This is a genomic window from Dactylosporangium sp. NBC_01737, from assembly GCF_035963215.1.
GTDB lineage: Bacteria > Actinomycetota > Actinomycetes > Mycobacteriales > Micromonosporaceae > Dactylosporangium.
Genome location: NZ_CP109153.1, coordinates 5,262,537 through 5,282,698 on the forward strand (window position 1 = coordinate 5,262,537; position 20,162 = coordinate 5,282,698).

Consider the following 20,162-nt stretch of genomic DNA (forward strand, 5'->3'; position numbering starts at 1 on the left):
GGGCCCGCCCGGAGCGCGGGCGGGCCCGTACTGTCGGCAGCATGATCGACCGCAACGACGTCCTGGTGCTCGGCGGCGCCGGGGTCGACACCGTCGTGTCCGTGCCGAGCCTGCCGCTGCCGTTCGCCGACAGCTATCTTGTGCCGGCGATCCGGACCCGCGCCGGGCAGACCGGCGACGGTGTCGCCCTCGGCCTGCACGCGCTCGGCCTGCGCACCCACCACCTCGACGTGCTCGGCGACGACCCCGAGGGCGTGCTCGTCCGCGACCTGCACGAGCGGCACGGCGTGCCGTTCACCGCGGTGCCGACGCCCGCCGGCACCAAACGGGCGGTGAACCTCGTCGACCCCGCCGGCCGGCGGTTGTCGCTGTACGACGGCAGCCGCCAGGACGACACGGCCCGTTTCCCGGACGCGCTGCTGCGGGACCTCGCCGGCGCGGGCCGGCACGTGCACGTGTCGATCACCGACCCGTGCCAGCACGCCGCCGGGGTCCTCGCCGGGCTGCCGGTGACCGTGTCGACCGACCTGCACGACTGGGACGGCGTCAACGGCTACCACGAGCAGTTCGCACGCGGCGCCGACCTGGTGTTCATGTCCGCGGCGGCGCTGCCGGACGTGCCGGCCACGCTGCGCCGCGTCCTGGCGATGGGCCGCCCCCGCCTCGCCGTCGCCACCGCGGGCGCCGCCGGCGCGTACGTGCTCACCCGCGACGCGCCGGACGTGCTGCACGTGCCGGTCGCCGCGCTGCCCGCGCCGGCCGTGGACTCCAACGGCGCCGGCGACGCGTTCGTCTCCGGCTTCCTGTTCGGCTTCCTGGCCGGCGAGCCCGCACCCGCGTGCGCCCGGTACGGCACGGTCGCCGGGGCACACGCCTGCACGGTGCCCAGTACCCGCGTCGACCCGATCAGCCGCGCGGACCTGCTGCTGCGCGCCTGACGGGAAGCTTGACAGCGCGGGACCGCCCGACTTCGATGAGCGGACGGAACCGGACAGGGGGCGGGGTCAGCGGTGGAGCTCGGCGTCGACCTCGGCACGTCCAGCACCGTGGCGTTCCTGCGCCGCGGCGGCGGGCCGCCCGAGCCGGTCCTCTTCGACGGCGCGCCGCTGCTGCCGTCCGCGGTCTACGCCGATGACAGCGGCACCCTGCTCGTCGGCCGCGACGCCGTGTACGCCGCCCGCGCCCGGCCGGAACGTTTCGAAGGCAACCCGAAACGCCGCATCGACGACGGCATCGTGCTGCTCGGCGCGGAGGTGAGCGTCGAGGCGCTCCTCGGCGCGCTGCTGCGCCGCGTCGTGACCGAGGCGCAGCGCATCGGCGGCACGGCCGTCACCGGCGCCACCGTCTGCCACCCCGCCGCGTGGGGACCCGGCCGCCGGGCCACGCTGCTGCGGGCCGCCGCCGGCGCCGGGCTCGACGGGCCGGTGCGGCTGGTGCCCGAGCCGGTCGCGGCCGCGGCGTTCCATCTGCGCCGGCATGCACCCGGTCCGGCCGATCTCCTGGTGTACGACCTGGGCGCCGGCACGTTCGACGTCGCCGTCGTGCGCCACGCCCCGCCCGCGATCGGTGGCTCCGGCGGCGGGCGCATGGAGGTGCTGTGCAGCGCCGGGCTCGACGAGACCGGCGGGCAGGACGTCGACGCCGCGATCGTCGACCTGCTGCGCCGCCGCTCCGGAGCCCCCGAGCTGTGGGCGCGGCTGGACAACCCCGTCACCGTCGCCGACCGGGCCGCCCGCCGGCAGCTGTGGGACGACGTGCGCAACGCCAAGGAGATGCTGTCGCGGACCAGTTCGGCGCTGCTGTACCTGCCGCTGCTGGACACCGACCAGATCGTGACCCGCGAGGAGCTGGAGGCCCTGGCGGCGCCGCTCATCCAGCGTACGGTCACCGCGGTCGCCGCCACCCTCGCCGAGTGCCCGGTGCCGCTGCGCCCCCTCGGCGCCGTCATCCTCGTCGGCGGGGCGAGCCGGATGCCGCTCGTCGCGACGATGCTGCACCGCGCCCTCGGCATCGCGCCGACGATCATCGACCAGCCGGAGCTGGTGGTGGCCGCCGGCTGCATCGACCCGATGGTGACCGGCCTCGCGCCCGCCGCCCCGCCGCCGGCCGGGCAGCGGCCGATCGGCTGGACCGGCCCCGTGCCGATCTCCGGCGGCGGCGACACCTCCGGCGCCGTGCCGTTCTCCCCGGCGGCGCAGCACTCCCCGCCCGTGCCGCAGTTCCCGCCGGCGGCGAACGCCGCACCGTGGCCCGCGCCGCAACAACCGGCGCTGCAGCCAGCAGGGCCAGCGCAGCAGTTCCCGCCGGCGGCGAACGCCGCACCGTGGCCCGCGCCGCAACATCCGGCGTCGCAGCCGGCAGGGCCCGTGCCGCAGTTCCCGCCCGCAGCAGTTCCCGCCGGCGGCGAACGCCGCACCGTGGCCCGCGCCGCAACAACCGGCGCCGCAGCCGGCAGGGCCCGCGCAGCAGTTCCCGCCCGCGGCGAACGCCGCGCCGCAGCCGGGGTGCAGCAGCCGGCCGGGGCGGTGCCGCCACCCGCATGGCATCCGGTCCAGCAGCCGCCCGCCCAGCAGCCGCCCGCCCAGCAGCCGCCCGCCCAGCAGCCGCCCGCCCAGCAGGCGCCCGCCCAGCAGGCGCCCGCCCAGCACCCCTGGGGACATCCGCCACAGGCGCCGCCCGGCTGGCGGCCCGGCCCGCCGCCGCAGCAGTGGCAACCACCTCCGCCGCCGCAACAGCCGCAGCCGTGGCAGCAGCCGGTGCAGTGGCAGCGGCCGGGTGGGCAGGCGGTGTGGGTACCGCCGCCGGACGAGGACCGCACGGCGCTGATCAATGTCGAACTGCTCGAGCTCGCCACCCCGCGGCTGCAGGGCGTGACGCTGCGCGGTGAGCTGCGCGGCGGCTACGACGTGGTCGAGCACGTGTTCCCCGCCGACGCCGACGGCCGGCTGCTGGTCTTCGCCGACACGACGGCCCTCGCGCGGTACGCGGCCGCGGACGGCTCCGACCGCCTCATCGCGACGCCGCCGTGGCAGGTGCGCACCGACGGCGCCGACGAGCTGCGCTTCGACCTGGAGCTGCTGGTCGAGCACCTCAGCGGCCCGCCGCAGCGGTGGCTGCCGAGCTTCGTCTGCCGGTGCCGGGACCTGTGCGCGCAGCTCGCCGTCTACCTGGAGCTCGACGGCGTCGAGGACCTGCTCGGCGAGCACTCCACCATCGACCAGGTCGACGACGTGCTGCGCCGGCACCTCGGCGACGCCACCGCGGGCCGCGCCGCGCAGCGCCGCCTCGCGCGCATCGACCAGGCGCAGCTCGTGGAGGACTGGACCGACCTCATCGCCGCCATCGAGGCGGGCACGGTCACCGTCGCGTAGCTGTCAAGCCCTTTCGAAAGCTTCCGAAAACAGTTCCCGGGGCGGGAACCGGCGGTTATCAACAGAGCGCACCAGATCCGTCGAAGTCTATCGACGGCGCTCCCGCCATCCCCGCTCAGGAGGGCACGTGAAGCATGTGCACAGACGTCTTGCCGCCGTCGCGGCGGCCGCGGTGCTCGCCGCGGTCGGGGCCGCCGCGATGAACATCCCCGTCTCGCAGGCCGCCGCGAACTGCGCCAACGGGTACGTCGCCCTGACTTACGACGACGGCCCGACGTCCAGCACCGGTGCGCTGCTGTCGGCGCTGCAGTCCGCCGGGGCGCGGGCCACGTTCTTCAACATCGGCCAGCGGGCGCAGGCGAACCCGTCGCAGGTCCGGGCGCAGCAGACGGCGGGGATGTGGATCGGCAACCACAGCTGGACCCATCCGCACCTCACCCAGCTCGGCACCAGCCAGATCACGTCCGAGCTGACGCAGACCCAGCAGGCGATCCAGCAGGCCACCGGCACCGCGCCGAGGCTGTTCCGCCCGCCGTACGGCGAGACCAACGCCAACCTGCGCGCCGTGGAGTCGCAGCTCGGCCTCACGGAGGTCCTGTGGAGCGTCGACTCGCAGGACTGGAACGGCGCGAGCACCGCCCAGATCGTGCAGGCCGCCTCGAACCTGCAGGCCGGCGGCGTGATCCTCATGCACGACGGCTACAGCACCACCATCAACGCGATCCCGCAGATCGTCGCGAACCTCAACAGCCGCGGCCTGTGCCCCGGCATGATCTCCACCGCCACCGGGCGTGCCGTCGCCCCGGACGGCACCCAGACCCCGCCGCCGAGTGGTGGGACGACCCCGCCGCCCGGCGGCGGCACCAGCACCTGCACCGCCACCTACACCCAGACCCAGCGCTGGGGTGACCGGTTCAACGGCCAGGTCACCATCCGCGCCGGCAGCACCGCCATCACCAGCTGGACGGCGACCGTCACGGTCGGCTCCGGGCAGCGGGTCTCCGCCACCTGGAACGGCAGTCCCAGCTGGGACTCCAGCGGCAACGTCATGACGATGCGACCGAGCGGCAACGGCAGCCTCCCCGCCGGGGGCAGCACCACGTTCGGTTTCACGGTCATGGTCACCAACGGCAACTTCGCCGCCCCCGCCACCACCTGCCGTACCCCCTGACGAAACGGAGCACGGATGAGATTCCGGAGATTGATCAACGCGAGTGTCCTTGCCGTCGTGGCGGTGGGCTCGCTGAGCACCGTGGCCGCGTCGGCGCACGACGCGCGGCCGTCGAAGCCGCAGGACCAGAGCCTGCGGGCCCTCGCCGCCAAGCACGGGCTGTACTTCGGCACCGCGGTCGACCCGGCCGCCTACGCCGCCGACTCGACGTACAAGACGATGGTCGACTCGCAGTTCTCGACCGTCACCGCCGAGAACGCGATGAAGTGGGAGAGCCTCGAGCCGACCCGCGGCACGTACAACTGGGGCCCGGCCGACGCGCTCATCGACAACGCCGTGCGCAACCGGCAGCTGGTGCGCGGTCACGTGCTGGTCTGGCACAGCCAGCTGCCGGGCTGGCTCAACGACGGCATCAACGACGGCACCATCGACGGGCCGCAGCTGCGGGCGCTGCTCAAGAAGCACATCACCGACGTGGTGACGCACTTCAAGGGCCGGATCTGGCAGTGGGACGTGGTGAACGAGGCGGTCAGCGACCCCTGGGAGACGCCGAGCGCCATCCACCTCGGCGGTAACGCCGGGTCGTTCAAGCAGAAGTTCGCCGACCTGCTCGGCCCCGGGTACCTCGCCGACGCGTTCCGCACCGCCCGCGCCGCCGACCCGAAGGCGCTGCTGTTCTACAACGACTACAACGTCGAGGCGTTCGGCGACGGTGGCGCCGGCGACAAGACGCAGTTCGTCTACAACATGATCAAGCAGTTGCGGGCGGACGGCGTGCCGATCGACGGCTTCGGCAGCCAGGGGCACCTTGCCACGCAGTACGGCAACTACGACGTCTTCCAGGTCGCCGACGCCCTGCAGCGCTTCACCGACCTGGGTCTCGCGGCCGCCCTCACCGAGGTCGACGCGCGCAGCCTGATGAAGAACGCCGACGACCCGACCCTCGCCGCGAACGGCGCCGACGTCAACGCCAGGGACCAGGCGGCGGCGTACAACTACCACGTGCTGCTGCAGGCGTGCCTGCTGAACCGGCACTGCCTGTCGTTCACGGTGTGGGGCTTCACCGACAAGTACTCGTGGATCCCGAACTGGTTCAAGAACCCGCCGGAGGGTGCCGGCTGCCTCTGGGACGCCGCGTACAACCCGAAGAAGTCGCTGCGCACCGTGCAGGGCGACCTGGCCGCGGCCGGCCCGCCCCTGGTCGGCAACCGCATCCCGCAGGCGCCACGGCAGCTGCCGAGGCGCTGACGCCGAGCCCCCTGTCCGGCATCGCGGCGGCGGTGCCGGACAGGGTTCGGAGAGCGCTCTCTCAAGTTTGTCTTAGACTTTGATGAAGTCGCCGCCCCCAGGTTGACGGTGCGGTCACCCATCGGCGAGCTTGAGCGCATGAAGCTCCAACGCCGCACCCTGGCGATCCTCGTGACGGCCGCCACCGTCGCCGCGCTCGGCGTGCTCGGGCTGACCAGCGCCCTCGCGGCCACCGCCGGCCCGATCACCGGCATCGCCGGCAAGTGCGTCGACGTGGCCGGCGCCAACTCCGCCAACGGCACCGCCGTGCAGCTGTGGACGTGCAACGGCACCGGCGCGCAGCAGTGGACCGTCGAGTCCGACGGCAGCGTCCGGGCGCTGGGCAAGTGCCTCGACGTGACCGGTGCGTCCACCGCCGACGGGGCGAAGGTCCAGCTGTACGCCTGCAACGGCACCGGCGCGCAACGCTGGACGGCCGGCGGCGGGCGGCTGGTCAACCCCGGCTCCGGCAAGTGCCTCGACGCCAGCGGCAACAGCTCCGCCGACGGCACCCGCCTGCAGATCTGGGCGTGCACCGGCGGCGCCAACCAGGCATGGAAGCTGCCCTCCTCGTCGGCGTCCCCGTCGCCGTCCGCCTCGCAGCCGCCCACCTCGTTGCCGGCCGCCAAGAAGAAGGGCGTCAGCACCTGGTCGTTCCCGGGGCTGTCCTCGGCCGTCACGAACGTCGGCGCCGGCTGGTACTACAACTGGTCACCCAGCAACGACAGCATGCCCGCCGGCGCGGAGTTCGTACCGATGATCTGGGGCGCCGCCTCGGTCACCGACGCGACCCTGGCCAAGGCGAAGAGCGAGGGCACCGTGCTGCTCGGCTTCAACGAGCCGGACCTCGCCGGGCAGGCCAACATGAGCGTCGAGCAGGCGCTGAGCCTGTGGCCGCGGCTCGAGGCGACCGGCATGCGCCTGGGCAGCCCGGCCGTCGCCTACGGCGGCAACACCCCCGGCGGGTGGCTCGACCGGTTCATGACCGGCGCCCGCCAGCAGCAGCGGCGGGTCGACTTCATCACGCTGCACTGGTACGGCTCCGACTTCAGCGCCGCCGCGGCGGGGCAGTTCGCGGGCTACCTCAAGGCCGTCCACGACCGGTACAACCTGCCGATCTGGGTCACCGAGTACGGCCTGATGAACTTCACCGGCACGCCGAAGTACCCGAGCACGGCGCAGATCACCGCGTTCATCACCGCGACGACGACGCAGATGCAGGCCACGTCCTGGATCGAGCGCTATGCGTGGTTCTCGCTGCCCGCGGTCGGGGACTCCCTGCCGTACGGGCTGTACAAGGACGGCTCGACGCCGACGCCGGCCGGTGAGGCGTACCGCGCCGCCGGCTGACGGCTGCCTGGTGGCGGCGCTCACTCGTCCATGGCGGTGAGCGCCGCCTCGAGGGCCTGCTCGGCGGGGACCTTGAGGTCGGGGATCACGCCGGTGCCCTCCCAGTTCCCGCCGGTGACCGAGTCCACCACGTACGCCCGGGGCACGTGCGCCAGGACCGTCGGCGCGAGGCGGATCGGCAGCACATGGTCGGCGGCGCCGGGCGTGACCTCGCCCACCACGTACGCCCGCTCGCGGGCCTGCAGGTGATAGGCCAGGGCCTCGCCCGACGAGAACGTGCTGCGGCTGATCAGGACGCAGGCGTCCGCACGCAGCGCGCTGCCCCTGGCCCGGTCCGGCGTCCACCACTGCCGGCGCCACTCCCGGTCGACCACCTCCGACAGCTGGACCGCCTCGTCGCCCAGCAGCCACCCGGCGATCAGCGCGACCGTCGCCGGGTCGCCGCCGCCGTTGGCGCGCAGGTCGAGCACGATGCGCCGGGCGTCGCGGGCGTGCGTGAACGCGGCATCGACGTACGGCCGGGCCAGACCCACCTCGTCCAGCCCGTCGATGCGGATCAGGGCGGTGCCGTCGGCGAACCGGCGCGACTGCGACACCGACGCCGCGCGGGCCCGCACGGTCGCCGGGTCCTGCGGCGGCCACTGCCCGGCGTCGGTGTCCGCCGGTGCGGTGCCGTCCGGTTCGAAGATCAGTGCCACGTGCCGGGACACCCGCCAGGCGAGGCGCTCGACCTCGGCGCACAGCTCGGCGGTGACCGGACGGTCGTCCGCGGCGAAGCGGGCCAGCACGCCGGTGAGCGAGTCCCGCCGGTCGCCGGCGGGCATGAGCCGCTCCAGCCAGGCGGTGAGCCGGACGGTGACGTCACGCACGGTGGTCATCGTCCGACCGTAGAGCAACCCCGCCCCCGCCGGGTGTGAGGAGCCGTACGCCGTCGGCGAACCCAGACGGGTGATCCGAGAAAATCTGGTACGCCGGAACTAGATTTTCGTGGCGGTGCAGGGTAGCGTTTTGGGGGTCAAGAGAGACAGCAAACCACGCTGACGCATCCGCCCCCTCCGAGGGCGAAGGGACAGAGCCGCGCGACTGGTGCGACTCCGTTCGGCACCGATAGTGAAAGTGACGAGAGGAAGGGGAGGGCTCACACCGTTGGATCGCCCGCTGACGACCGTTGCACGAGGTCGGGCGAGCACCGCAGTGTCCATCGAACGAGAGGTGGTCTTCGGTCTGATAGATGCGATCCCCGTATGTGGCGCTGAACGTGGCGTCCGCTGCGGACATGACAATCCGGCATTCGTGCTGGTAGATGGTGTATAGACCCAAAACCCTGGGCCCCGGCGCACAAGCGCCGGGGCCCTCGACGTGGAGGTGACGTGGCACAACCTGACCACCCGCTGGACGACGACGATTTTCCCGCGTACACCATGGGTCGCGCCGCGGCGATCATCGGCGTCTCGCACGACTTCCTCCGCCGGCTCGGCGAGCTGAAGCTGATCACCCCGCTGCGTTCGCCCGGGGGGCACCGGCGGTATTCCAAGTACCAGCTGCGGCTGGCGATCCGGGCCCGCGAGCTGTGCGACCAGGGCACTCCCCTCGACGCGGCGTGCCGGATCATCATCCTTGAGGACCAGCTCGAAGAGGCGCTCCGCATCAACCGGGAGCGCCTGACGGAGATCGACTGACGGTGTCCGTTCCTGTGCCGCCGCCGCGGCGGCGCAGGGCAGCCCGTGCATGGGAGGCGGTCGATCGGGCCGCGGCGTACGCTGCGGTCGTGTACCGGCTCGCCATCGACCTCGGCACCTCCAACACGGTGGCGGTGCTGCGCGACGAGGACGGCCGGATCCGGCCCGTGCTGTTCGACGGCCGGGAGCAGCTGCCGTCGGCGGTCCACGCCGGCACCGGCGGTGCCCTGGTCGCCGGTCCCGACGCCGAGCGCCTCGCGCGCGCCGACCCGGCCGCGTTCGAACCCAACCCGAAGCGCCGCGTCGACGACGGCACCGTCCTGCTCGGCCGGCACACCGTGGACGTCGCCGACGTGCTCGCCGCGGTCCTGAGCGCGGTCGCCTCCCGCCTCCCCGCCTCCCCGGCCGAGGGTTGCGTGGTGCTGACCGTGCCCGCGGGGTGGGGCTCGCCGCGGCGGGAGGTCCTCGCCGGCGCCGCCGAGCGGGCGGGGCTCGGCGCGGTGGAGTTCCTCAGCGAACCCGTCGCGGCCGCCGCGTACTTCACCGCGACGCTTCCCCAGGACCTGCCACCGGGCGCGGCGCTGCTCGTCGTCGACCTCGGCGCCGGCACCGCAGACCTCGCCGTCGTCCGCGGCGGGCGGGTGGTCGCGCAGGGCGGCCTGGACGTCGGTGGCCTCGACGTCGACGCGGCCCTGGTCGGCGTCCTCGGCGACGTGGTGTCCGCGACCGAGCCCGAGGTGTGGCACCGTCTGGCGGCCCCGGCGACCGCCGCGGACCGCCGGGACCGGCTCCTGCTGTGGCAGGAGGTCAGGGCCGCCAAGGAGAGCCTGTCCCGGCTCAGCGTCGCGCCCGTGCACGTCCCCGGCTGCCGCAGCGACCCGCACCTGACCCGCGAGGAGCTGGAGGCCGCGGCCGCACCGCTGCTCGCGCGCATCGCCGACCTCGCCGCCGCCCTGACCGGCCACCAGCCCGTCGGCCTGCCCGCCGCCGGTGTGGTCGCAGACCCGGCCGGCACGGGCGGCAGCCTCGCCGCGTCCGGCGTGGGACCCGCCGCGCCCGCCCAGGGGTTCACCGCACCCGACGGTGGTTTCGCCGCACCCGCAGGCGAGCCCGCCGCGGTCGCCGGAGAGGCAGCCGGGCACGCCGGGGGCTGGCCGCGGTCTTTCTCGTCGGCGGGGGGAGCCGGCTGCCGCTGCTCGCCCGGCTCCTGCACGCCCGTCTCGGCATCGCGCCCACCACCGTCGAGCGTCCCGAGACCGTCGTCGCCGAAGGGCGCTGCACGCCACGGCGGCCGCGGCGCCGGAGGCCACCGGCGAGCCGGCAGAAGCGCCGGCGGACGTGCCGGGCGCCGCGGGGGGCGTACCGCGGCGGATGCCGTTGCGGCGGCGGTGGCGCAGTCCCGCGACGGTGCTGCTGGTACTGCTGTGTTTCGCGTTGCCGTTCGCGACCGTGTCGTGCGGGCTGCCCGACGGCTACGGCAGGGCGCAGCCCGGAGGGACGAGCGAGTACACAGGGTTCGACCTCGCGTCCGGCGGCGCGCCCGCCGTGCGGGAGGACCAGCTGCGCCCGCCCGGGCAGCGGCGTCCCGACCGGCTCGACCCGCAGCCGGCGCACGTCGCCGCGCTGCTGCTGCTCGCCGCGGTCCTCGGGGCCGTGGCGATCGGCAGCGACCGGCGCCGCCGGATGGTGACCGCCGCGCTCGGCGGGCTGGCGGCGCTCGTGCTCGTCGCCGGGCAGGTGCTCGTCCTGGACCGGCTCGCCGCCGCCGTCGTCGAGCAGAGCCGCCTGCCGGCCGGGAAGACCGCCGGTGACATGGTCGGCACCGGGCCCGGCTTCTGGCTGGCCGTCACGCTGCTGGGCCTGCTGACCGCCGCGAACGTGGCCGCGCTGGCACCGGCGAGGCGGCGGTCACTCAGTGGCCGCCGAACGGGTGGATGAGGCGGCTCATCCGCCGCTGCGAGCGGACCTGGTCCAGGTAGCCCTCCCACGACGCCGACCACGCCGGGCCGAACGCCGCGATGAGCTCGCCGACCCGCTGCAGCTGCCGGCTCGACGCGCGGGTCACCCAGCGCAGCACGGGCGCGGACAGGACCGGGCGCAGGCCGCGGCTCTCGGCGTTGTGCATGAGGTGGTACGCGATGACCGCGTGCCGCTCGTCGCCCGGCTTGCGCAGCAGCTCGCTGAGCACGGTGACGTAGTGCTCGACGATGCCGGGGTGGCGGCGCAGCACCGCGAGCAGCTCCCGCGGCGGCGCGCTGCGGGTCAGGGCCGCGACGACCGCGGTGGCGCGCAGCGTGACGAGCCGGGCAGGTAGTTCCTCGATCTCGTGCAGCAGCGCGACGGTCGGGCCCTGACCGCCGGGCGGTCCCGCGGTGAGCCGCTGCACCACCGTGCGCAGGACCCGGTCGTCGGCAAGGAGCTGGAACAGCAGGCGGTGCCGGGGTACCAGACGGGCGTCGACGAGCAGGTGCCCGATCTCGACGCCCTCGTCGGTGAGGGGTGCGTCGCCGACGAGCCGGCCGATGAGGGCGTCCAGGACCGCCGGGGGCAGCACGACCCCTTCCGGCGCGAGCCGCTTGACGAGGCGCAGCTCGGCGGCGGCCGGCGGGGTGCGGCCCCACAGCGCCGCCGCGGTCGACATGAACCGGTCCGGGTCGCGGCCCGCCGCGGTCAGCCGGCCCTCGACGAGCCCGGCGCGGTCCTCGCCGTGCAGGACCGCGGCCGCGAGGACCGCCTCGGCGAGCGCCGGATCCACGGCGTCGATGCGCGGCAGCAGCCACCGCCACCAGCCGTCGCCGACGTCGCGCCGCCGCCCGGGACGGCCTTGACCCGGCGGGTCAGTTCGTCGACGAGCGCCTGCGCGAGGCGGTCGCCGCACGGCCAGCGGTCCGGGTCGTAGCCGGCGGCGGGGTGGTCGGCCCAGAACTCGACGAGGTCGCGTCCCCGGTCGGCGAGGTCGGCCGGCTGGACGGCCATGCCGTAGCGGGACGCCACCCGCAGCAGCGCCTCGAACCCCTCCGGGGCCGGCCCGGCGTTGAGGGCGGCGAGCACGATGCGCCGGGCCGCGCTCGAGTCCCCGGCCGTCCACTCGCCGGCGGGCAGCGCGGGCGGCACGCGGTCGCTGACCTCGGCGCGCAACGCGGCGGCGTCGGCCTCGCCGCGCACCAGCGCGAGCCGGACGGCGGCCGCCTGCCCTGGAGGAGGTCGTCGCAGCCGGCGGCGTCCAGCAGCTCCAGGACCGGCACCGGCCATACCCTGACCGACCCGGTGAACGTCTCGGCGATCTGCCCGGCGTACGTGCCGCGCAGATCCGCGGGGCCGGTGCGCAGCCACCCGGCGACCGCCTCGGCGTGGCGCTGGTCGGGGTCCCGGCGCAGGACGGCGGCCAGGCCGAGCGCGGCGGCGGCCTCCGGGGGCTCCAGCCCGCAGTCCGCGGCGACGTCGAGGGCGGCGACCACGTCCCGCGGGTCCTGCTCGAGGAACAGCCCGACCCACCGCAGGGCGTGCGCGGTCGGGGCGGTGTCGGTGAACGCGCCGGTCGGCAGGTCGAACACGGCGTAGCCGGCGCGCTCGGCCGCGTCGGCGGTGAGGCCGGCGACGTCGTCGGGGTGCACGCCGACCACCGGGACGCCGGCGGTGGCGGGGTCACCGGCGAAGACCTTGAAACCGAGGGCGAGCGCCCGGGCCCGGGGCAGCAGCAGCGTCCCGGCGACCAGCCACTCGACGATCCGCGGGGCCTGCGCGCCGACGATGACCACCCGGGGGCCGTCCGGCAGGCCGGCCCGCTCCAGCGCCGACACCAGCGCGAGGAGCATCGCGGCGCCGCCCGGCTGGCTCAGGACGCACTCGCGGACCAGCGACGGGGTGAGGGTGGTCGTCAGGGCCTCGCGGGCCACCGGGTCGCCGGGGCGCCGGCCGCCGAGGCCCAGAACAGGGCGCCGAACAGCTGCGCCGGGCGCAGCGACCCGTAGTCGCCGGGGTCGCCGGTGACGATGCCGTGGGTGACGTGGCTGCCGTGGCCGGCGTCCCGCCCGACCGTGGTCGCGTAGGAGCCGCCGGTGGGCAGGTGCGCGAACGACGCCGGTGGCGGTCCCTCGGCGGCCGCCGCCGGCGGCTCGTACAGCAGGAACGTGCGCACGGCGGGTGCCGCCGCGGCCCGTGGGGGGCGGCTCGCCGTGTGGATGCGGGTCTCGATCCGGGGCGTGCCCGTGCCCGTGGCAGCGGGCCGCTCGTGACGCGCGTCGTCGTGCATGCCGTCGCTCCCATCCTGGCCGGACCCTGTCCCCGGCGTTCTCTGACGGACCGGTCCGTCGGGGGAGCACCCGGAACAGGGCGGCGGGGGAGCGCGCAGCCTCAGCGGTCCTCGACGATGGCGAGGACCGCGACCACGATGCGGGAGATCCTGTCCTGGTCGCGCAGGAGTCGCCCGACGTGCTCGCCGTCGGCGTCGCTCAGGTGCGCCGCGCCGTCCATGGCCGGTGCGGCGCCGTCGCCGAACGCGACGTTGATGACCTCGGCGACCACGGTGCGCGGGTCCTCGCCGGCGAGCAGCCGGGTCCGCATCGCGGTCATCGCCAGGTGCGCCAGCTCCCGCATGTACAGGTCGTCGCGCTCGCCCGCGTCGACCAGGCTCAGCGCGGGGGTGAGCGCGCTGTCGCCGGGGTTCTCCAGCGAGAACCGGGGCACCGGCACGTGCTTGTGGCCGAGCGGGCCCTCGACGTACCGCTCGTACCACTCCCGCTTCGCCCGCATGACCCGCAGCACCGTCTCGATGTCGTGGCGGACGTCGCCGGCGGCCGGGTCCCAGTCGCCGGTGAACCGGCAGCGCAGCGCCGTCCAGCTGTCGACCGGCCACACCTGTGAGCCCGCGGTCGCGGGGTTGCCGGCCCAGTTGAGCATCTGCACGGCGAGGTGGACCAGCCAGCGGTCGCCGCCGAGCCCGTCGACCAGCCACTTCGGGGCGCGGGGGCGCTGCAGGGCGCCGACCTCGCCGCGGCGGCGGCGGTGCCCGTTGACGGTCGCGGAGTTGATGAGCCCGCAGATCCAGGCGTCGAGATTGTCGATGGGGGCCGTTGCCCTGCGTACCACGTCGTGGACGACTGCCTCGACGTCGTCGTGGAAGCGGTCCAGGCAGTCGTCGGCGAGGTGCCGCACCGAGACGGCGCACGCCGGGTGTCCGCGGCGGCGCTCCAGGCCCTGCGTCAGCCCCGTGTAGACGACCGGGTACACGACGGAGTAGGTGCCGCCGGTCAGTCGCAGCCGCTGCGGCTCGTCGGCGTTGGCGACGGTCGTCGCGAGCGTCCCGAGCCTGGCCAGGCTGCGGACCTCGTCTGCGGCCGTCGGACTGCGTCGAGGCATGACGATTCCCTTTCAACAGTTTTCGATGCTGTGTGACGCGGGCATGTTGAGCACGGATGACGCGTCGAATCGCCTTGTTGAACGCTCCTGCCAGTCTGGCAGTGCAGAAACCAAAGGGAACGGGACTATCCGGCGAATCGCGGGTCGATCAGACCGATGTGGATCGACTTTCCGGGTCGAGTCTCCCGTCGATCCGGTACGGGGAACGTAACGGTTCGCCGTCCAGCGTTCGTGAACGAACGACCCTGCGAGGACGATCGCGGTGGTTTTGTCGGCCTATGCGCCCAGCCCCGGCCGCATCGAGCGATGCCATGAACCGGCACGCCGCTGGCCAATATCTGGCCAGTTCCGGCAACGCCGGATCGGATTCAATACAATCGTCAAACATCAATGTATTGACCATCCGGCGCCCGCCGGGGGTCCGCCCCGGTGCGCCGGCGACGTACGCGAATGCGGCGCGGGGCCGGGCCCGCCGCGGCAACCGTCCGTCAGGAACCGCCGGGCCGTGCGTCCACGCCCCATGGCCCAAGCGTGGAGGTCGACGTCATGCACAGTCCCACCCGGCCGGACACGCCCGGCGCCGCCGCCCGGCGGCCGCTCCCGACGACAGTCGCCCGTCCGGGCGCGGGTCTGGGAGCATAGGGTCATGGCCACTCCGCCCACCGACCCGCCGGCTGACCGGATCACCGAGCTGCTGCACCGGGAGCTGCGCACCGCGCGGTCGGCCGCGATGGAGGAGGGGTCCAGCCCCGACGAGATCACCGCGGACCTGACCGAACGGGTCCGCAGGCTGCGCCGCCTCAACGACGCCGGCTGGCGTCCCGGGGCCGCCGAGCCGGACGATCCCGGCACCGACGACGACCCCGCCGCATCCTGATCGCACGGATGCGGGCCTGTCCGTCAGGTACGTCTACAGGCAGTGCCGAGGGGGAGCCCGCCGCGGCCCCGCATCTGGCCGGATGCGGGTCCGCGGTTCCCCGGTCCCGCGGCGGCGCCGGGACCGCTCGCGCGGGGGTTCCCAGCGAATTCAGAGCAACGTCCGCGGGCCCGCGCCGAGCGCGGCGCACCGGCCCGCCCGCCCCGGCGGGGCCGGTGCTGACCTGCGACGACGCGCGGCGCGGCGGGTCCCGGCAGGCCCGGCCCGCCCGAGACGTTGATCAGGAGCTTGGGGTCGACCACTACACTCGCACATGAATTTCCGGTGCAACGGTCAGCTCCTGTCGTCAGCGGCTGCGCTGATCTGCGACGCTTTTCGCGGCAGTCGGCACGTCCATGGCGGCCTTTTGCGAGGTCCGGGGCAGTTCGGACCGTATTTACAGCCGCGGGGGTCCCCCGCATACCGAGTTGGAGGAGTTCGTGGGAGTCAGCCTCAGCAAGGGCGGCAACGTCAGCCTCACCAAGCAGGCGCCTGGTCTGACGGCCGTCACCGTCGGTCTGGGCTGGGATGTCCGGACCACGACCGGGGCCGAATTCGACCTGGACGCGAGCGCGATCGTCTGCGGCGAGTCGGGCAAGGCAATCTCAGACCAGCACTTCGTGTTCTTCAACAACCTGGCGTCGCCGGACGGCACGGTCAAGCACCTCGGCGACAACACGACCGGTGAGGGCGAGGGCGACGACGAGCAGGTCAACGTCGACCTGGCGGGCACCGCCGCCGACGTGACCAAGATCGCCTTCCTGGTGTCGATCTACGACGCGGAGGCCCGCAGCCAGTCCTTCGGGCAGGTGTCCAACGCCTACATCCGGGTCGTCGACCAGGCCACCGGCGCGGAGCTCACGCGCTACGACCTGTCTGAGGACGCCTCGACCGAGACCGCCATGGTGTTCGGTGAGCTCTACCGCAACGGCGGCGAGTGGAAGTTCCGCGCCGTCGGCCAGGGCTACGCCTCCGGGCTCGCCGGCATCGCCCGCGACTTCGGCGTCAACGTCTGAAACACACTGTTCACCGTTCGGTGCGGTGACGCTTTGTATTCGCCGTGTTGACTGATGTGCCCGGACGAGGTCCGGTTTCTTACACGAATCCGGCTCACGTTTGTCGGCTCAGTACCATCGCCGCGGGTCGCCCTTCCATACGGATGGACGGCCCGCGGTCCCGTACCCACCGGAAAACTACCAGCCGCAACCACAGCCTCACCCAGACTGTCGGAGGGCGTCCGTGCTCATACGCACCTTTCTCTCGTCCATCGTGCTCACGGTGGTCGCGCTCGTCGCGGCCCTGTGGCTCGGCGGACCCACGGCGCTGCTCCTGACCGCGGTCCTCATCGTCCTGGAGGTCTCGCTCTCCTTCGACAACGCGGTCATCAACGCCGGCGTGCTGCAGCGGATGTCCAGGTTCTGGCAGCGGATCTTCCTCACCGTCGGCGTCGCGATCGCCGTGTTCGGCATGCGGCTGGTCTTCCCGATCCTGCTCGTCACCTTCACCACCGGCCTCGGGCCGGTCGAGACGTTCCAGCTCGCGCTGGACAAGCCGGAGGACTACCGGGTCGCGCTGGAGGCCGCGCACCCGTCGATCGCCGCGTTCGGTGGCGTCTTCCTGCTCATGATCTTCCTCGACTTCGTCTTCGAGGAGCGTGACCTGCGCTGGCTGGGCCCGGTCGAGTCGCTGCTGGCGAAGGCCGGCCGGATCGGCCACGCCTCGGTCGTGGTCACGCTCGGCGCGCTGCTCGTCGTCGCGGAGACCCTGGCCGAGCACCCGCTGACCGTCATCTCCGCCGGCGTGATCGGCGTCGTGGTGTATCTGGTGGTGAAGGGGCTCGGCGACTTTTTCGAAACGGTCGGCGGCGGCACCGCGGTGCAGGCGGTCGGGCGCGCCGCGTTCTTCCTGTTCCTGTACCTGGAAGTGCTCGACGCCTCGTTCAGCTTCGACGGTGTCGTCGGCGCGTTCGCCGTCACCCAGAACATCTTCATCATCGCCGCCGGGCTCGGTGTCGGTGCGATGTTCGTCCGGTCGATCACCGTCTATCTGGTGAACCGGGGCACACTGGCCGAGTACGTGTTCCTCGAACACGGCGCGCACTGGGCGGTCGGCGCCCTCGGCGCGATCCTGCTGCTGACCGTCAAGTTCCACATCAACGAGGTCTTCACCGGTTTCATCGGCCTGTGCTTCATCGTCGCGGCACTGCTGAGCTCGATCGCGCGTAACCGCCGCACGGTCGCCGGCGGGCCCGACCCGGCACTGATCGAGGTCCGTTGAGGCGTGACCACCCCGGCCCGGGGGTAGAAGGCATAGATGCCAGCCCAGTTCCACCATGCCAAGCCGCTCGTACTCGCATACCTGGCCTAGGCCTGTCCGCAAGGATCTTCGCCGACCCGCGACGGACCCGGACGGCGCCCGGCCCAGCTGGGCGCCGTCCGACGTCATCGCGGTGGTGACACCGATCCCGCAGCACGCCGTTCCCCGCCCGGGTCAGAGAAGAAAGGACACCGAGTGCGCTACTTCTCCCACCTGGCCGGGACGCCCGTCGACGCGCTGTTCCACCGGCTGCCGACGGAGTTCTCCCAGGAGAGCCCGCCCGAGACCCTCGCCATGGCGCTCGGCGCCACCCTCTACTCCCCGGCGGTGCGCCCGCGCCTGGCCGAGGACATCGTGCGCTGCCACGCCGAAGGCGTGATGAGCATGGTCGGCTGCCTGGAGGACTCGATCCGCGACAGCGAGGTCGAGGAGGCCGAGCTCAACCTGGCCGACCAGCTGCGCCGGCTCGCGCGGATGGCGGCGGGCGGCCCGCTGGTCTTCGTGCGGGTCCGCAACACCGACCAGATCTACCGGCTCGCCGACCGGCTCGGCGACGACCTGCGCATCCTCAGCGGCTTCGTGCTGCCGAAGTTCCGGCCCGACGAGTCCGGCCAGGCCGGGCTGAAGGCGGTCCGGGAGGTCGCCGACGGCAGCGACGTGCCGCTGTACGCGATGCCGGTGCTCGAGACGCCGGAGATCGCCTACGTGGAGACCCGGATGCCGACGCTGCTCGCTGTCCGTGACATGCTCGACAGCAACCGCGACCGGGTCCTGGCAGTCAGGGTCGGCGCGACCGATCTGAGCAGCATCTACGCCCTGCGCCGCACAGCGGAGCTGACCGCGTGGGACGTGAACGTCGTGGCCGGCATCCTGACCGACATCGTCAACGTGCTGGCCCGCCGGGGCGGCAAGGGGTATGAGGTGACGGGTCCGGTGTGGGAGTACTTCTCCGGCGGGGAGCGGGTGCTCAAGCCCCAGCTTCGGGTCACGCCGTTCGAGGACCACGACCCCATGCTGCGCACGAAGCTGGTGCGCCAGTCGCTGGACGGGCTGATCCGCGAGATCGTGCTCGACAAGGCCAACGGCATGGTCGGCAAGACGGTCATCCACCCCAGCCACGCGGCGGCGGTCCACGCGCTGAGCGTCGTGAGCCACGAGGAGTACTGCGACGCCAAGGCGATCGTCGAGGACTACGCCGGCGACGGCGGCGGTGGCGTGCTGCGCAGCGTCTACATGAACAAGATGAACGAGGTGCGGCCGCACCTGTCGTGGGCCGAGCGGACCCTCGTGCGCGCCGAGATCTTCGGCGTGGCCGCGGAGGGCCTCGGCTTCGTGGACTTCCTCGACGCCTCCGTCAGCAGGGAGCACGTCGCGTGAACGCAGCGATCTGGCCGGGCACCTGGGTCACCGAACGTCTCGGGGTACGCCTCGTCGACGCCGGCGGGGGACCCCGGGTCGCGGACCTCGCCGGGCTCGCGGTCCGGCGCAACCCGCGCCGCGCGCACCTGGTGGTGTCGCAGGTGCTCGGCAAGCACGTGCCGGCCGACCCGCACACCATCTACGCCGCCGGCCGGCTGCTCGGCCTGCGGGCCGGCGCGGTCCTGGGCGCCGAGGACCCCGGCGACGACTGGGACATCTGGGGCCCCGAGGAGGACTTCCAGGAGGTGAAGCTGCCCGGCGGGCCGCCGCTCGTGGTCGGGTACGCCGAGACCGCCACCTCCCTCGGGCACGTCGTCGCCGACAGCTTCGCCGACGCCGACTACCTGCACTCGACCCGCCGCGCGGTGCCGGGCGTGGCGCTGCTCGGCCGCTTCGACGAGGCGCACAGCCACGCCACCGAGCACCTGCTCCTGCCCGCCGACCCGGCCTGGCTGGAGCGCGACGGCCCGCTGATCCTCGTCGACGACGAGCTGACCACCGGGCGCACCGCGCAGGCGACGATCCGCGAGCTGCACGCCGTCCGGCCCCGCGAGCGGTACGTCGTGGCCGCGCTGCTGGACCTGCGCCCCGCCGCGGACCGGCCCGGGTTCGCCGCGCTCGGCGAGGAGCTCGGGACCCGCATCGACGTGGCGTCCCTCGCCGCCGGGGAGGTCGACCTGCCCGCCGACGTCCTGGCCCGCAGCCGCGACCTGGTGGCGACGCTGGACGCGCCGCAGCCACCCGGCGCACCCGGGTCGGCGACGGTGACCAGGATCGACGCCGGCTGGCCCGCGGGGCTGCCGGAGGGCGGCCGCCACGGGTTCGCCGCCGTGCACCGCCCCGCGCTGCTGGAGACCGCCGACCGGCTCGCCGGGCAGGTCGCCGAGGGGCTGCCCGGCGACGCCCGGGTGCTGGTCCTGGGCAGCGAGGAGCTGATGTACGCGCCGCTGCTGCTGGCCCGTGCCCTCGCCCGGCTGCGGCCGGGGACGGTCCGGTTCTCCTCCACCACCAGGTCGCCGGTGCTGCCGGTCGACGACCCCGGCTACGCCATCCGCACCAGGCTGACCTTCCCGGCGCACGACGGGGTCGACACCGGCACGCCGCGGTACGCGTACAACGTGGCCGGCTTCGACCACATCGTGCTCGTCGTCGACCGGACCGGCGGGACTCCCGCACTCTGGGAGGACAGGGGCCTGGTGGCGGCGCTGCGCGGAGTCTGCCAAGGTGTCACGGTCGTGGTCATCCCGGACCTCCGGCCGGCTGTCACCCCAGCAACGGAAACCGCAGGAAGGTAA

16 protein-coding genes and 1 pseudogene are annotated in these 20,162 nt (G+C 73.7%); 12 read left to right on the top strand and 5 right to left on the bottom strand.

The window, feature by feature from the left end:
* The first annotated feature begins 41 nt into the window (after positions 1–41).
* From OHA72_RS23745 to OHA72_RS23765, 5 genes are all read left to right on the top strand, one after another.
* Entirely contained in the window at positions 42–938 is an 897-nt protein-coding gene (locus tag OHA72_RS23745) for an adenosine kinase (RefSeq protein WP_327009979.1), read from the top strand.
* Positions 939–1,010: 72 nt separating this feature from the next.
* Entirely contained in the window at positions 1,011–3,371 is a 2,361-nt protein-coding gene (locus tag OHA72_RS23750; protein ID WP_327009980.1) for an Hsp70 family protein, read from the top strand.
* Positions 3,372–3,498: 127 nt separating this feature from the next.
* Positions 3,499–4,542, top strand: coding sequence for a polysaccharide deacetylase family protein (locus OHA72_RS23755; RefSeq protein ID WP_327009981.1), 1,044 nt, complete (start codon positions 3,499–3,501; stop codon positions 4,540–4,542).
* A gap of 15 nt (positions 4,543–4,557) precedes the next feature.
* Positions 4,558–5,790, top strand: a complete 1,233-nt coding sequence (locus tag OHA72_RS23760; protein ID WP_327009982.1) for an endo-1,4-beta-xylanase — start codon at positions 4,558–4,560, stop codon at positions 5,788–5,790.
* A gap of 138 nt (positions 5,791–5,928) precedes the next feature.
* Positions 5,929–7,179, top strand: coding sequence for a glycosyl hydrolase (locus tag OHA72_RS23765; protein WP_327009983.1), 1,251 nt, complete (start codon positions 5,929–5,931; stop codon positions 7,177–7,179).
* Positions 7,180–7,199: 20 nt separating this feature from the next.
* Here the strand turns inward: OHA72_RS23765 and OHA72_RS23770 are convergent, their stop codons facing one another.
* The gene (locus OHA72_RS23770) at positions 7,200–8,057 is read right to left on the bottom strand and encodes a S41 family peptidase (RefSeq protein WP_327009984.1); all 858 of its coding nucleotides are present in this window, start codon (positions 8,055–8,057) and stop codon (positions 7,200–7,202) included.
* A 543-nt stretch (positions 8,058–8,600) separates the two neighbouring features.
* Here OHA72_RS23770 and OHA72_RS23775 point away from each other — a divergent pair.
* Together OHA72_RS23775 and OHA72_RS23780 are read left to right on the top strand one after the other, a co-directional pair.
* Entirely contained in the window at positions 8,601–8,858 is a 258-nt protein-coding gene (locus OHA72_RS23775) for a helix-turn-helix domain-containing protein (RefSeq protein WP_327011648.1), read from the top strand.
* A gap of 89 nt (positions 8,859–8,947) precedes the next feature.
* On the top strand, positions 8,948–10,669 hold the full coding sequence (locus tag OHA72_RS23780) for a rod shape-determining protein (protein ID WP_327009985.1): 1,722 nt from the start codon (positions 8,948–8,950) through the stop codon (positions 10,667–10,669).
* 101 nt (positions 10,670–10,770) lie between these two features.
* Here the strand turns inward: OHA72_RS23780 and OHA72_RS64820 are convergent, their stop codons facing one another.
* From OHA72_RS64820 to OHA72_RS23800, 4 genes and pseudogenes are all read right to left on the bottom strand, one after another.
* Positions 10,771–12,507: a GTPase-associated protein 1-related protein gene (locus tag OHA72_RS64820; protein WP_442788740.1), complete on the bottom strand. Its 1,737-nt coding sequence runs from the start codon at positions 12,505–12,507 to the stop codon at positions 10,771–10,773.
* Positions 12,458–12,673: pseudogene (locus tag OHA72_RS64825) on the bottom strand (GAP1-M domain-containing protein); the annotation flags it as partial. The gene OHA72_RS64820 and the pseudogene OHA72_RS64825, both read right to left, overlap by 50 nt.
* Positions 12,674–12,735: 62 nt before the next feature.
* A complete protein-coding gene (locus OHA72_RS23795; RefSeq protein WP_327009988.1) occupies positions 12,736–13,110 on the bottom strand; it encodes a GAP1-N2 domain-containing protein in 375 nt (124 codons plus the stop codon).
* A gap of 101 nt (positions 13,111–13,211) precedes the next feature.
* A complete protein-coding gene (locus OHA72_RS23800) occupies positions 13,212–14,216 on the bottom strand; it encodes a hypothetical protein (RefSeq protein WP_327009989.1) in 1,005 nt (334 codons plus the stop codon).
* 646 nt (positions 14,217–14,862) lie between these two features.
* Here OHA72_RS23800 and OHA72_RS23805 point away from each other — a divergent pair.
* The 5 genes from OHA72_RS23805 (at position 14,863) to OHA72_RS23825 (ending at position 20,162) form a co-directional block, all read left to right on the top strand.
* Positions 14,863–15,093, top strand: coding sequence for a hypothetical protein (locus OHA72_RS23805; protein ID WP_327009990.1), 231 nt, complete (start codon positions 14,863–14,865; stop codon positions 15,091–15,093).
* A 479-nt stretch (positions 15,094–15,572) separates the two neighbouring features.
* Positions 15,573–16,148, top strand: coding sequence for a TerD family protein (locus OHA72_RS23810; RefSeq protein ID WP_327009991.1), 576 nt, complete (start codon positions 15,573–15,575; stop codon positions 16,146–16,148).
* Between the two features lie 223 nt (positions 16,149–16,371).
* The gene (locus OHA72_RS23815) at positions 16,372–17,409 is read left to right on the top strand and encodes a DUF475 domain-containing protein (RefSeq protein WP_327009992.1); all 1,038 of its coding nucleotides are present in this window, start codon (positions 16,372–16,374) and stop codon (positions 17,407–17,409) included.
* 234 nt (positions 17,410–17,643) lie between these two features.
* Positions 17,644–18,825 (top strand): HpcH/HpaI aldolase/citrate lyase family protein, encoded by a 1,182-nt coding sequence (locus OHA72_RS23820; RefSeq protein WP_327009993.1) that lies wholly within the window; start codon positions 17,644–17,646, stop codon positions 18,823–18,825.
* Positions 18,822–20,162, top strand: coding sequence for a phosphoribosyltransferase family protein (locus OHA72_RS23825; protein WP_327009994.1), 1,341 nt, complete (start codon positions 18,822–18,824; stop codon positions 20,160–20,162). The genes OHA72_RS23820 and OHA72_RS23825 overlap by 4 nt, the downstream gene beginning before the upstream one ends.